Here is a 14,379-nt window from a genome sequence, read left to right as displayed (position 1 = left end):
TTAGACTGTATTGCCTACTGTCTATCTATAAAATATATTTTATTGGAGGCTTTTACTCAAATGGCAAAAGAAAAATACGATCGTAGTAAACCACACGTTAACATCGGTACAATCGGACACGTTGACCATGGTAAAACTACCCTAACTGCAGCTATCACGACTGTACTTGCACGTCGTCTTCCAAGTTCAGTTAACCAACCAAAAGATTATTCATCTATTGATGCTGCTCCAGAAGAACGCGAACGCGGAATCACTATCAACACTGCACACGTTGAATACGAAACTGCTAAACGTCACTATGCTCACATCGACGCTCCAGGGCACGCGGACTACGTTAAAAACATGATCACTGGTGCTGCTCAAATGGACGGAGCTATCCTTGTAGTAGCTTCAACTGACGGACCAATGCCTCAAACTCGTGAACACATCCTTCTTTCACGCCAAGTAGGTGTTAAATACCTTATCGTCTTCATGAACAAAGTTGACTTGGTTGACGATGAAGAATTGCTTGAATTGGTTGAAATGGAAATCCGTGACCTTCTTTCAGAATACGATTTCCCAGGTGATGAAATCCCAGTTATCCAAGGTTCAGCTCTTAAAGCTCTTGAAGGTGATGAAAAATATGAAGACATCATCATGGAATTGATGGATACTGTTGATGAATACATTCCAGAACCAGAACGTGACACTGACAAACCATTGCTTCTTCCAGTCGAAGATGTATTCTCAATTACTGGACGTGGTACTGTTGCTTCAGGACGTATCGACCGTGGTACTGTTAAAGTCAACGACGAAGTTGAAATCGTTGGTATCCGTGACGAAATTCAAAAAGCAGTTGTTACTGGTGTTGAAATGTTCCGTAAACAATTGGACGAAGGTCTTGCTGGAGATAACGTAGGGGTTCTTCTTCGTGGTATCCAACGTGACGAAATCGAACGTGGACAAGTTCTTGCTAAACCAGGTTCAATTCATCCACACACTAAATTCAAAGGTGAAGTTTACATCCTTACTAAAGAAGAAGGTGGACGTCATACTCCATTCTTCAACAACTACCGTCCTCAATTCTACTTCCGTACTACAGACGTTACAGGTTCAATCGAACTTCCTGCAGGTACTGAAATGGTAATGCCTGGTGATAACGTAACAATCGACGTTGAATTGATCCACCCAATTGCCGTAGAACAAGGAACTACATTCTCTATCCGTGAAGGTGGACGTACTGTAGGTTCAGGTATGGTTACAGAAATCGAAGCTTAATTCAATTAAGTTCCCAGATGAACAATTAAAGTCAGACAAATGAGCTCCGCTGTTGCGGGGCTTTCTTTTTTATGATTTCATTCGACTCAGTCTTTATTTCTCTATTAAATTATGGTAAAATAATAGATGTAAATAAAAAAAGAAGAGGTATGTGAAATGTCACGTAAACCATTTATTGCTGGTAACTGGAAAATGAATAAAAATCCAGAAGAAGCTAAAGCTTTTGTAGAAGCAGTTGCAAGTAAACTTCCTTCATCTGATCTTGTTGAAGCAGGTATCGCAGCTCCTGCGCTTGATTTGACGACAGTTCTTGCTGCAGCAAAAGGTTCAAATCTTAAAGTTGCTGCACAAAATACTTATTTTGAAGATGCTGGTGCATTTACTGGTGAAAATAGTCCCAAAGTTCTTTCTGAAATGGGTCTTGATTATGTTGTAATTGGTCACTCTGAACGTCGTGACTATTTCCATGAAACAGACGAAGATATCAACAAGAAAGCTCATGCTATCTTCCGCAACGGTCTTCTTCCAATCATCTGCTGTGGTGAATCTCTTGAAACTTACGAAGCTGGTAAAGCAGTGGAATTTGTAGGTGCTCAAGTATCTGCAGCCCTTAAAGGATTGACAGCAGAACAAGTGTCTTCTCTTGTCATTGCTTATGAACCAATCTGGGCTATCGGTACTGGTAAATCAGCTACTCAAGACGATGCTCAAAAAATGTGTAAAGCAGTTCGTGATGTTGTAGCAGCTGACTTTGGTCAAGAAGTGGCTGACAAAGTACGTGTACAATACGGCGGCTCAGTAAAACCGAACAATGTAGCTGAATACATGGCATGTCCAGATGTTGACGGTGCCCTTGTTGGTGGAGCATCACTTGAAGCAGAAAGTTTCCTTGCATTGTTGGACTTTGTAAAATAATTTCTTAAAAGAAATAGTTAGCTTGCCATATTTTATGGCAGGCTTATTTTAAAATGGAGAAATAAAATGAAAAAGAAAAGTTTATTTTATTTAGCAAGCACAGCTATTTTAATTGCAGCTAGTTCACAGCAAATTTTTGCTGATGAATCTGTAAAAACTTCTACGCTAGAGCCGACAGTAGAAGTCAATAAACAAGAAGCTCATTCTTCAGTTGAACTCCAAACAAAAGAAGTAACTCAAACTGCTCCAATAAATCAAACAACTTCATCTTCTTCATCTAAAAATGAAGCAACTGCTTCATCAACCGCTTCAACTGAAGCTAAAGTTTCAGAAGAACAAAATGTTGTAAAAGAAAATTCGACAACTACAACTGAGACTAAAAAAGACAACAAGTCAACTTTTTTTGCTGCACAGAATAATCAAGCAACAGCTAGAAGTAATCCTGATGCACAAGTGAAAAAATCAACTTTTGTGGATGTCAGCAGTCATAATGGACATATCAGCAAAGAGGATTATCAACATTTAGCTGAAAAAGGGGTAAATGGGGTTGTTGTCAAATTAACAGAAGGAACGAGTTATAAAAATCCTTATGCGGCTTCTCAAACACAGAATGCACAAGCGGCAGGTATGCAAGTGTCGGCTTATGCTTTTTCTCATTATACTAATGAAGCAGAAGCAAGAGCAGAAGCGCGCTATTTTGCAGAGGAAGCAAGGCGATTGAACCTTCCTTCCTCAACTGTTATGGTAAATGATATTGAAGATTCTGATATGCGTCCGAATATCAATGCAACTACTCAAGCTTGGGCAGATGAAATGCGGCGTATGGGTTTTTCAAATTTGATGTACTATACAAGTGCAAGTTGGCTTGATCGAAATAATCTCAGAACGAAAGGACCAATCCAAACAGAGCAATTTGGCTTGGAAAATTTCTGGGTAGCGCAATATCCAACTTCAAAATTAAGTGCAGATGATGCGAAAATACTGAAATATAATAGTGAAGCGGGTGCTTGGCAGTTTACTTCGCAAGCTGAACTACTATCTGGTCGTCATGTATTTGATCAAAGCGTGGATTATACTGGACGATTTACGAATAAGGCAACTCCAAGCAACCGTGCTGCAAATCAGCCAATAAAGGGAAAAATCACGGTTCAAAACAAGAATCCTAACACAGGAACCTTTGATGTGATTGTGTCAGATGTTTCTGCTCCTTATGGCGTTCGTGAAGTGAAAGTACCGACTTGGTCTAATGTCAATGGTCAAGATGACATTATTTGGTATACAGCTTCTAAACAGACTGATGGAACCTATAAAGTAACAGTAAGGGCAGTAGATCACAAATTTTCTACAGGACTCTATCATATTCACCTTTATTACATCCAAAATAATGGGAAATTGGTTGGCGTAGGTGGAACAACTACCGAGCTTTCATTAGGACGACCTCAAGGAAAGGTGACCATTGCTAATAATAATCCTGACACAGGAACATTTGATGTCCTTATTTCCAATGTTTCTAGTCCTTATGGCGTTCGTGAAGTGAAAGTTCCAATTTGGTCCAGCATCGGTGGTCAAGATGATATTATCTGGTATACTGCTAAGAAGCAAGCCAATGGAACCTATAAAGTAACAGTTAAAGCGACTGATCATAAAAAATCAACTGGAGAGTATAATATTCATGTATATTATATCCAAGAAAATAATCAGTTGGTAGGAGTAACAGGGACAACGACAACAGTTTCGATTGCGCATCCTAAAGGTACTTTGACTATCACAAATAACAATCCAGACGCAGGAACTTTTGATGTGATTGTCTCAGGCGTTTCCAGTCCAGATGGTGTTCGTGAAGTGAAATTACCGACCTGGTCTCATGTGGATGGTCAAGACGACATTATCTGGTATACCGCTAAAAAACAAGCTGATGGGACTTATAAGACAACTGTCAAGGTAAGTGATCACAAATATTCAACAGGTCTATATAATGTTCATCTATATTATATCCAAGGCAATGGCAAAATCGTTGGAGTAGCTGGAACACAAGTAAATGTTTCTTTAGCGAGAGCAAAAGGGAATCTTACCATTCAAAATAATAATCCAGACACAGGAACCTTTGATGTGATTGTTTCAGGTGTTTCTAGCCCTTACGGTGTTCGTGAAGTGAAATTACCGACCTGGTCTAATGTCAATGGTCAGGACGATATTATCTGGTACACTGCCACTAGACAGGCCAATGGAACTTACAAAACAACTATCAAAGCGAGTGACCATAAAAGAAGTACAGGCTTATACCACATTCATCTGTATTATATCCAAGACAATGGTAAAATCGTTGGAGTAGGTGGAACAACTACCGAAGTTTCAATTGCACGTCCAAAAGGTACATTAACGATTCAAAATAAAGATGCGAATAAAGGAACTTTTGAAGTGATTGTCTCCAATGTTTCTAATCCAGATGGTGTTCGTGAAGTGAAATTACCGACCTGGTCTAATGTCAATGGTCAGGACGATATTATTTGGTATACAGCTGCTAGACAATCTGATGGAACTTATAAAGTAACGGTCAAGGCAAGTAATCACAAAAACTCGGTTGGTGAGTATAATATCCATCTTTACTATGTTCAAAATGATGGCCAATTAGTTGGTGTGACTGGAACGAAAACCAATGTTTCTATTGCTAAACCACAAGGGAAAATTACTATTGCCAATAATAATCCTGATACAGGAACCTTTGATGTGATTGTATCAGAAGTTTCCAATCCAGCTGGTGGAGTGAAGATAGTCAGTGTGCCAGTTTGGTCTAGTGTCAATGGTCAGGATGATATTATTTGGTACACTGCTACAAAGCAAGTCAATGGAACCTATAAGGTAACGGTTAAAGCTAGTGATCATAAATATTCAACAGGCATATACAATGTTCATCTTTATTATGTACAAGATGATGGTAAATTAGTAGGTGTAGCAGGGACACAAACAGTTGTTTCTTTAGCTAAGCCACAAGGACAAATTACCATTCAAAACAATAATCCTGATACTGGGACATTTGATGTTATCGTGTCCAATGTTTCTAATCCTTACGGTGTACGCGAAGTCAAGTTGCCAATTTGGTCTAGTGTGAATGGACAGGATGATATTATCTGGTATACGGCAGCTAAGCAAGCCAATGGAACTTATAAAGTAACGGTCAAGGCAAGTAATCACAAAAACTCGGTTGGTGAGTATAATATCCATCTTTACTATGTTCAAAATGATGGCCAATTAGTTGGTGTGACTGGAACGAAAACCAATGTTTCTATTGCTAAACCACAAGGGAAAATTACTATTGCCAATAATAATCCTGATACAGGAACCTTTGATGTGATTGTATCAGAAGTTTCCAATCCAGCTGGTGGAGTGAAGACAGTCAGTGTGCCAATTTGGTCTAGTGTCAATGGTCAGGATGATATTATTTGGTACACTGCTACAAAGCAAGTCAATGGAACCTATAAAGTCACAGTCAAAGCCAGTGATCATAAATATTCAACCGGTTTATATTATGTTCATTTATACTATGTTCAAAATAATGGAACATTGATTGGAGTAGGTGGTACATCAACCAATGTCACAATTTCTCCAGATAAGCTGAAACCAACTGGAAAAATCACTATTCAAAACAATAATCCCAACACAGGAACTTTTGAAGTTGTCGTATCCAATGTTTTCAGTCCCAATGGTGTGCGTGAAGTGAAACTACCAACTTGGTCTAGTGTCAATGGACAAGATGATGTTAGTTGGTACACAGCCACAAAACAAGCTGATGGAACTTATAAATTATTTGTCAATGCTAGTAATCATAAAAACTCCACTGGTGAATACAATGTCCATCTATATTATGTTCAAAATGATGGTCAATTAGTTGGTGTGGGGGGGATTAAACTTCAAGTTAACAAAAGAGTCTATGAAACGCCATATTATTCTCAACGTGATGGTCGTTGGGCAGGACGAACTTATGGAGGCTACACATTTGCTGCAACGGGTTGCGTGCCAACAACGGTCGCTATGGCAATTTCTGGTATTACAGGACAGACTGTTTTACCAACAACTGTGGCAGATTATCTCTATCATTCTACAAATGAATTCAATAAGAGAAGCTACGGCACAACGAGCCATGGTATTGTATTAGCAGCTCGACATTGGGGCTTGAAAACAGATGTTTTAGGTTCAACCGCAGCTGTGCGAGAAGCGCTTGCTATGGGACACCATGTGCTTGGTGCAGTAGGAACCAGTGTATTTGCAAATTATCCTGTTACGCATGAGCTAGTCATGAGAGGCTATAACAACGGAATAACTTACGTAATGGATCCGTATAATGCTAATAATAATGGCTATTATTCAGTAGATTATTTATTTAGAGTACGGAGTTTGGATCCAACTGACAATACAGAAGGTTCTCCATTCATGACAATCAGAGCATAATATTGTGTCTGCTCTATGAGAATGAAGTTTCTGCCATTTTATCGGTTTAGTAATGAAAGGTTGAAACTACGAACTAAAAATTTTAAATGTTTAGTTCTGTCTTATTCTCTTTTTGATGAAAAGTAAGAAGCTCTATGATTTCTAAGGTTATTCCTATAGAAATCATAGAGCTTACTTGTTTTTGTTCGAATTTGTTTACTATTATTTTCCCAAACAAAATTGGCTGAAAAGTTGGCTAATGAGTTCATCAGGAGCGGCGTCACCTGTTATTTCACCAAGGATTTCCCATGTTCGGGTGAGATCCACTTGGACTAAGTCAACAGGCATTCCTAAATCCAGTCCCTCATTGACAGCGTGGAGACTTTCAACAGCTTTTTCAATTAGAGAAATATGACGAGCGTTAGAGAGATAAGTAGCGTCTTGCTCTACAATGCCTGCATTTTCAAAGAAAAGTTGGTTGATTCGTTCTTCGATTTTATCAATATTTTGATTTTGGAGAACAGAAATCTTGATAAAGTCATCGGGAAGCTGGTCAACTTCAATCTTTTCTTCTAAGTCGGTTTTATTGAGCAGCAAGATACGATTGGTGTCTTGACTGATTTCTAACAGTTTGCGGTCTTGTTCTGTCAATGGCTCGCTTGCATTTAGCACAAGAAGCACAAGGTCAGCGTCTTGGAGCGCTTTTTTAGAACGTTCTACTCCGATTTGTTCGACAATATCATCTGTATCACGAATACCCGCAGTATCAATCAACTTAAGTGGCACTCCGTTGATGTTGACATATTCTTCGATGACATCGCGAGTGGTTCCAGCAATGTCCGTTACAATAGCCTTATCTTCACGGAGCAAGTTGTTAAGGAGACTAGATTTTCCGACATTAGGGCGACCAATAATAGCAGTCGAAATTCCTTCGCGTAGAATCTTACCGCGACGAGCTGTTTTTAAAAGTTGAGTCAGCAGTTTTTCAAATTCAGCAGTTTTTTCACGCAACAGTTTGGTAGTCATTTCCTCAACGTCATCATATTCTGGATAGTCAATATTGACCTCGACTTGAGCCAGTGTGTTAAGAATTTCCTGACGTGTATTGTTGATGAGGTCGGACAGAGAACCGTCCAGTTGCTTGACGGCGATATTCATGGCTTTGTCCGTTTTTGCCCGAATAATGTCCATGATAGCCTCTGCTTGCGTCAAATCCACACGTCCATTGAGAAAGGCGCGCTTAGTAAATTCACCAGGTTCTGCCATTCTGGCACCTTCGCGAATAGCTAATTGGAGGATTTCGTTGGTCACAGCAATCCCTCCGTGGGTGTTAATCTCAATCACGTCTTCACGTGTGAAGGTTTTCGGAGAACGCATAGCTCCAATCATAACTTCATCTAAAATTTCGTTTTTTTCTGGGTCAATAATATGCCCATAATTTAGTGTGTGACTGGCAACCGTACTTAAATCTTTTCCTTTGAAGATTTTTTGAGCAATGGCAAAGCTATTCGTCCCGCTCAGTCTAACAATGCCGATAGCCCCTTCACCAAGAGGAGTGGAAATGGCAGCAATCGTATCAAATTCTTTGGTTATCATCAATTTAATCCTTATAATGTGTTTATGCAATCTATATTCATTGTAACGCAAAACAAGGTTAGTCGCAAGGTTTTTACATGCTATTTTTGTTCAAATAAGTTCATCATCTCTCTTTAATACAATAAAATAAATTTTAAGAAAGGTTCAATCATCATTCGGTTAATCGTTTGATATATCAAATTATGGCGGAGAAAATTTGGAATTTTTGGTGTCTTATAATCAAGAAAAATAGAATATTCGGATTTTAGAATGTTTGTAAAAAAGGGATCATTTAAAAAGAAAGTGGTTTCATTTTTGGGGTGCTAAAGTTGGCAAATCATGGTATACTAGAAGCAGATTGAATAAAGGAGCAAAAATGGAAAACCTCAAAAAAATGGCAGGAATCAAAGCTGCAGAATATGTGAAAGACGGTATGGTAGTTGGTTTAGGAACGGGTTCGACTGCCTATTATTTTGTGGAAGAAGTTGGACGGCGTATCAAGGAAGAAGGACTGAAAATAACAGCAGTTACAACTTCAAGCACAACGAGTGAACAAGCTCGGCGTTTAGATATTCCTTTGAAATCAATTGATGAAGTAGATGAAGTAGACGTGACCGTTGACGGAGCTGATGAGGTGGATACTGACTTCAACGGTATCAAAGGCGGTGGCGGCGCTCTGCTTATGGAAAAAGTTGTCGCAACTCCAACCAAAACCTACATTTGGGTAGTTGATGAAAGTAAAATGGTTGGTAAACTAGGTGCTTTCAAATTACCGGTAGAAGTCGTACAATACGGAGCAGAACAGCTTTTCCGTCGTTTTGAACATGCAGGCTATAAACCGTCATTTCGTGAAAAAAATGGGAAGCGCTATGTCACGGATATGCAGAATTTCATTATTGATCTTGATTTAGGCGTGATTGAAAATCCAGTCGAATTTGGGCAAAAGCTAGATCATGTAGTCGGTGTGGTAGAACATGGACTCTTTAATCAAATGGTGGATATGGTCATTGTTGCTGGAGGAAATGGTGTGCAAATTTTAAAATCAACCAAATCAAAAGGAGAATAGAATTTTATGTCACATGTTATTATATTTATGTCATTGTCATGGATTCAGTCCGAATTAGTATTGCACTAAATTCTGTTCAAAAAGAACAAGAAAGATTAGAATATGCTCTTGAGAGTGGAACAGAATTGTGCCATTCAGCATTTTTCAAGTGAAAATTAAAAAAGATAAAAAAGGATAAAGATATGAATTTAATGGATAAAATTAACGAAACAGCACAGTTTTTAAAAGATAAAGGAATTACTGCACCAGAATTTGGTTTGATTCTCGGTTCTGGTTTGGGAGAATTAGCTGGTGAGATTGAAAATGCTGTCAGCATTGACTATGCAGGCATTCCTAATTGGGGTCGCTCAACGGTGGTTGGGCATGCTGGAAAATTGGTTTATGGCGACTTAGCAGGTCGGAAAGTACTGGCTTTGCAAGGACGTTTTCATTTTTACGAAGGAAATCCAATGGAAGTAGTGACTTTCCCAGTCCGTGTAATGAAAGCGCTAGGCTGTGAAGGTGTCATTGTTACCAATGCCGCTGGAGGGATTGGATATGGTCCAGGGACGTTAATGGCTATTTCAGACCATATCAATCTGACGGGGCAAAATCCTTTGATTGGAGCGAATTTGGATGAATTTGGTCCACGCTTCCCAGATATGTCTGATGCTTATACAAAAGCTTACCGTGAAAAAGCCCACACCGTAGCAGAAAAATTAGGCATTGAATTGAAAGAAGGAGTTTATCTGGGTGTGACGGGACCAACGTATGAAACACCAGCAGAAATCCGTGCTTTCCAAACATTAGGCGCAAGTGCTGTTGGTATGTCAACTGTTCCGGAAGCAATTGTGGCAGCTCACTCAGGCTTGAAAGTATTGGGAATTTCAGCTATTACAAACTTTGCAGCTGGTTTTCAAAGCGAGCTAAACCACGAAGAAGTCGTAGAAGTGACAGAACGTATCAAGGAAAACTTTAAAGGACTTGTAAAAGCAATCCTTGCAGAACTATAAAAAACATAAATGTAAAAAGAGTCGAAGATTGAGCTTACAATCACATCTCTTTCTGAACTCAACTAAAAACGAAAGGAATAAAACCCACACGCAATCCTTTCTGAGATGAATAAGCTCCTAAGAAAAGTTTTTTAGCGCTTGTACTTTTCAGTTTGGTTTTTGACGGGCTTGGTATCTTACTTATGTCAATCCATATTGCAGCAAAACAAGGCGAAATTGCCGATAAAATTTTACTACCTGGAGATCCACTCCGTGCCAAATTCATTGCCGAAAACTACTTAGAGGACGCTATATGCTTCAATGAAGTTCGCAACATGTTTGGCTATACAGGAACTTATAAGGGGCATCGTGTTAGTGTTATGGGAACTGGAATGGGAATTCCGTCTATTTCTATCTATGCACATGAGTTGATTGTTAACTACGGCGTGAAACGTTTAATTCGTGTAGGAACGGCTGGTTCGTTGAATAAAGACGTTCATGTACGTGAATTGGTATTAGCGCAAGCAGCAGCGACAAATTCAAATATCATTCGTAATGATTGGCCTCAATATGACTTTCCGCAAATTGCAAGTTTTCGTCTTTTAGATAAGGCTTATCACCTTGCCAAGAATTTTGGTATGACAACGCATGTTGGAAGTGTCTTATCATCAGATGTTTTCTACTCAAACTACGGTGAAAAAAATATTGAACTTGGTAAAATGGGAGTTTTGGCTGTGGAAATGGAAGCGGCAGCTCTTTACTATCTAGCTGCTCAATATAATGTCGAAGCTCTTGGCATTATGACTATTTCAGATAGCTTGGTGAATCCAGACGAAGATACAACAGCAGAAGAACGACAAACGACTTTCACAGATATGATGAAAGTCGGCTTAGAAACACTTATTTCAGAGTGATGCTTGGAAATTTAGATATAAAAGAAGAAATAGTGTATGCTATTTCTCGCTATGATTATGCTCATGCCTATAAATTGGCTCAAAGACTGAACGATGCAGAATCAAAGCTAGTTGAACTTTTGTATATCATGGCAGAGCGGAGAGAGTTAAATATTCGCCCTGCTATGGAATATCAGTTGAAAATTAGAAATGATTTTCAACTTTTTTGTCATGAGTCTGAGGAAGATGAGCAATTAGCAAATTATCTCTATGATTTAGAAGCAAAACTGAAGAATGAACAAGTGATTGATTTTATTCGTGCTGTTAGTCCAGCTATTTATCGGATTTTTATGCGTTTAATCAAGCTGGAAATTCCTGATATTGAATCCTACATTCATAATTCCAGAGAAGCGAGTTACGATCGTTGGAATTTTGAAAAGATGAAAAATACAGATCATCCTATTTTGAGTACTTTTCATGCTGAAAGTCCAGTTCATTCTTCTAGTCTGGCTAGCTTGATTTTACTGTTGGATTTACCAGAGCAAGTTAAAATCATGGTCAAAGAACTACGAAAGTTGGAGAAATCTGTCCGAAATCCCTTGGCGCACTTGATTAAGCATTTTGATGAAGAAGAATTGCATTCCACTACAGGTTTTTCTTCTCAATTTTTTATGGAAATATTGATTTTGTTGGCAAAAGCAACAGGTATTACTTATGACGAGGAGCAATTTTTCTTTGATCAAGTCAATCGAGTCATCAAAACATTGATAGATTGAGTGCTTTCTTTCATTATAAAATGGCTCTATAATTTCTGTAGTGGGTAAAACCACCGCAGAGGTTATGGGCTCTTTGTCAACTGTAGTGGGTTGACAAAGAGCCTATAAAATCCCATACAGTTCATTTTACTTGTATGGGATTTTTGGTTATTTAGAAGAAGAGCTGGATTCTTCTGTTGATGAGGAAGAACCGCTACTTGTTGATTCAAATTGTTCAGGGTGAAGAGCACGATAGCTTGGGGAATTAAACAGATCAACAGTTGAATTACCACCTCGTTTGCTATAAAGACTTGTAGATTCATCACCTTTTTTCTTTTCAATAGATAATAATGATTTAAGTGAGTTGGTATAAGAATAGTCCTTAGGATTCACTTTCCCTAAATCATTTCCAGTATAGAAGCGAAGCAAGTCTCCGGTTTGAATCAGGTCACTCATTTTCAACTGCTCATTAGTTGTGTTGCGGATTTTTTCCAATTCTGCCTTAGTTGTTTCATCTGGATTGGTAATTTCTTCTCCTGTTTCTGTGTAGTAAGTACGTCCACTATAGCTAGTATACTTAGGAGTTACGAAATAGTTTGATGAACGGAAGGCAACGGTTTGCTGATGTTTTGGAGAGAGTAAATCTTGACCAACTTGTAAGTATTGTTTAGAGTCAATACCGAGCAAATGTTCCAGAGTAGGTAAAAGGTCAACTTGCCCGCCATAGGTATTAATGACTTTTCCTTTTGTCATACCAGGAATAACAACCATATAAGGAACTCTTTGGAGCATGGCATTGTCGTAGCTAGACCAAGTTTCAGAGTTTTTGCCTAGTAGTGGTGCCAGCGAAGGATTCCGTGAATTAGAGATACCGTAGTGATCACCATAAAGAACGATGATTGAATTCTCATAAAGACCAGACGCTTTTAAGTAGTCAAAGAATGATTTAACGGCAGAATCTAGATAATTGGCCGTTGCAAAATAACCATTGATTGTTTCATCCTTAGTCGAAGCAAGTGGGAAACCAGTCTCATCTCCAATCAAGCTAGTTGTATAGGGATAGTGATTAGAAACGGTGATATATTTTGCATAAAATGGTTGTTGCAAATGTTCAAGATATTTAATAGAATCTTTGAACATAATCTTATCATTCAAGCCATATTGGAATGAATTTGTTTTGTCTTGCTTAGAGAAGTAAGAAGAATCGAAGAAATAGTTATATCCCCATTGTTTGTAGGTGGTATTTCGATTCCAGAAACTACCAGCATTTCCGTGGAAAACGGCACTAGAATTATATCCATTTTTTGAGAGAATATACGGAGCAGCTTGCTGCGTGTTTGTTCCACCATAGTTTACCATAAAGGACCCCTGATTGAGACCAAATAAACCAGTTTCTAGCATGGTTTCTGCATCAGATGTTTTTCCGGCTTTTACTTGATTAAAGATATTAGAAAAAGCAAAAGTTGAGTTGGAATGATATAGTGAGTTGAGGAAAGGTGTTACTTCGTATTCTTTGCCATCAGACTTTAATTTATAATCAATCAGGAATTGTTGGAAACTTTCTAAATGAAGATAGATGACATTTCTACCTTTAGCAATTCCGTAATACTCTTTATTTGGCTCGGCATAGTGTGACTTGACGTATTCTTCAACTGGTTTCAAATCTTCAGCACTTGCTTTGGAGCGTTCTTTGTTGGCGCTATATGTCTGATTAGCACTATAGCCAAGAAAGGCTGGCAAGCCTAAAGCGCGGACAACATAATAATTAGAGAAGCCGCGTGTCAATAACTCTGGACGGTCAACTTCTGCTAAAAAGAGATTGGCTGAAAAAAGCATACTGGACAGAGCAGTAATTGCAAAGCTAGCTCGCTTGTTGAATGGCCGATCGTCTAAACGGATCCATTTTTTATAAAAAAGAAAACCTAAGATTGGAAAATCAATGATGTAAATCAAATCTCCAGGGCGGAATAATTCAAGCGCAGCCTCTCCTAGACCAGCCGAGACACTACTTGAAGCGAGCATGGTATTGACAGTAACAAAATCACTAAACTCACGATAATAGATAGAGTTTGAAATGAGCCAGACAAATAATAAAATGTAAAGCGCAACTGCTAGAATATAGAAAACTTTGGTGCGCTTAATATAAAGTGCCAGTCCAATCAACAGCAATCCCAATGGAAGGGGATTGAGAATCGCGAGAAAGACTTGATAGGCACCCTGAATATCAAGATTAAAGTCAACAGAATAAGCCCACATGGTTTTCAGCCAATAAAGGGTCAGTAAGGTCAAGACAAAACCTAGTCTTGTACTCATGAAGTTGAGTATCTTCCTAGTCATAGTTTTCACAAATATATACTTCCTTGTCTTATTTCCTAAAATTTTCACTACTAAGTATAACATATTTTTGATTTAAGTTGGTAATTTAAAATGTTGCATTTTCTTTTGCTAGATAAAAAACAGAGAAAGGATTTTTATCCATTGAGAATAAATAGAATTTTTACGTATGAACACATTTTTTGCAA

Annotated in this window: 9 protein-coding genes; 7 read left to right on the top strand and 2 right to left on the bottom strand. The window is 38.4% G+C overall.

The genetic code is table 11. The features are described 5' to 3' along the window. Positions 1-60 precede the first annotated feature (60 nt). From tuf to SanJ4206_RS06325, 3 genes are all read left to right on the top strand, one after another. Positions 61-1,257, top strand: a complete 1,197-nt coding sequence (gene tuf, locus SanJ4206_RS06335) for an elongation factor Tu (RefSeq protein WP_003023932.1) — start codon at positions 61-63, stop codon at positions 1,255-1,257. A 156-nt stretch (positions 1,258-1,413) separates the two neighbouring features. Then, entirely contained in the window at positions 1,414-2,172 is a 759-nt protein-coding gene (gene tpiA / locus SanJ4206_RS06330; protein WP_003023935.1) for a triose-phosphate isomerase, read from the top strand. A gap of 66 nt (positions 2,173-2,238) precedes the next feature. Further along, the gene (locus tag SanJ4206_RS06325; protein WP_022525027.1) at positions 2,239-6,618 is read left to right on the top strand and encodes a GBS Bsp-like repeat-containing protein; all 4,380 of its coding nucleotides are present in this window, start codon (positions 2,239-2,241) and stop codon (positions 6,616-6,618) included. 201 nt (positions 6,619-6,819) lie between these two features. Here SanJ4206_RS06325 and mnmE read toward each other — a convergent pair whose 3' ends face one another. Beyond that, on the bottom strand, positions 6,820-8,193 hold the full coding sequence (gene mnmE, locus SanJ4206_RS06320) for a tRNA uridine-5-carboxymethylaminomethyl(34) synthesis GTPase MnmE (RefSeq protein WP_143876646.1): 1,374 nt from the start codon (positions 8,191-8,193) through the stop codon (positions 6,820-6,822). A 355-nt stretch (positions 8,194-8,548) separates the two neighbouring features. Here mnmE and rpiA point away from each other — a divergent pair, with 355 nt between their 5' ends. The 4 genes from rpiA to SanJ4206_RS06300 all read left to right on the top strand — a co-directional run bounded on the left by rpiA (position 8,549) and on the right by SanJ4206_RS06300 (position 11,878). Further along, a complete protein-coding gene (gene rpiA, locus SanJ4206_RS06315; RefSeq protein WP_003029018.1) occupies positions 8,549-9,238 on the top strand; it encodes a ribose-5-phosphate isomerase RpiA in 690 nt (229 codons plus the stop codon). A gap of 182 nt (positions 9,239-9,420) precedes the next feature. Beyond that, positions 9,421-10,230, top strand: coding sequence for a purine-nucleoside phosphorylase (locus SanJ4206_RS06310; protein ID WP_022525026.1), 810 nt, complete (start codon positions 9,421-9,423; stop codon positions 10,228-10,230). 182 nt (positions 10,231-10,412) lie between these two features. Continuing rightward, entirely contained in the window at positions 10,413-11,123 is a 711-nt protein-coding gene (gene deoD / locus SanJ4206_RS06305; RefSeq protein WP_022525024.1) for a purine-nucleoside phosphorylase, read from the top strand. Further along, positions 11,123-11,878, top strand: a complete 756-nt coding sequence (locus tag SanJ4206_RS06300) for a hypothetical protein (protein WP_003029021.1) — start codon at positions 11,123-11,125, stop codon at positions 11,876-11,878. Before deoD ends, SanJ4206_RS06300 begins: the two co-directional genes overlap by 1 nt. Before the next feature lie 147 nt (positions 11,879-12,025). Here the strand turns inward: SanJ4206_RS06300 and SanJ4206_RS06295 are convergent, their stop codons facing one another. Next, positions 12,026-14,194, bottom strand: coding sequence for an LTA synthase family protein (locus SanJ4206_RS06295; RefSeq protein ID WP_373109747.1), 2,169 nt, complete (start codon positions 14,192-14,194; stop codon positions 12,026-12,028). Positions 14,195-14,379: the final 185 nt, after the last annotated feature.

Origin of the sequence: Streptococcus anginosus, from assembly GCF_001697145.1 — a bacterium.
Lineage (GTDB): Bacteria > Bacillota > Bacilli > Lactobacillales > Streptococcaceae > Streptococcus > Streptococcus hominis.
The sequence above is the reverse complement of the archived record's forward strand: the minus strand, read 5'-3'. Positions and strand labels throughout refer to the sequence as shown.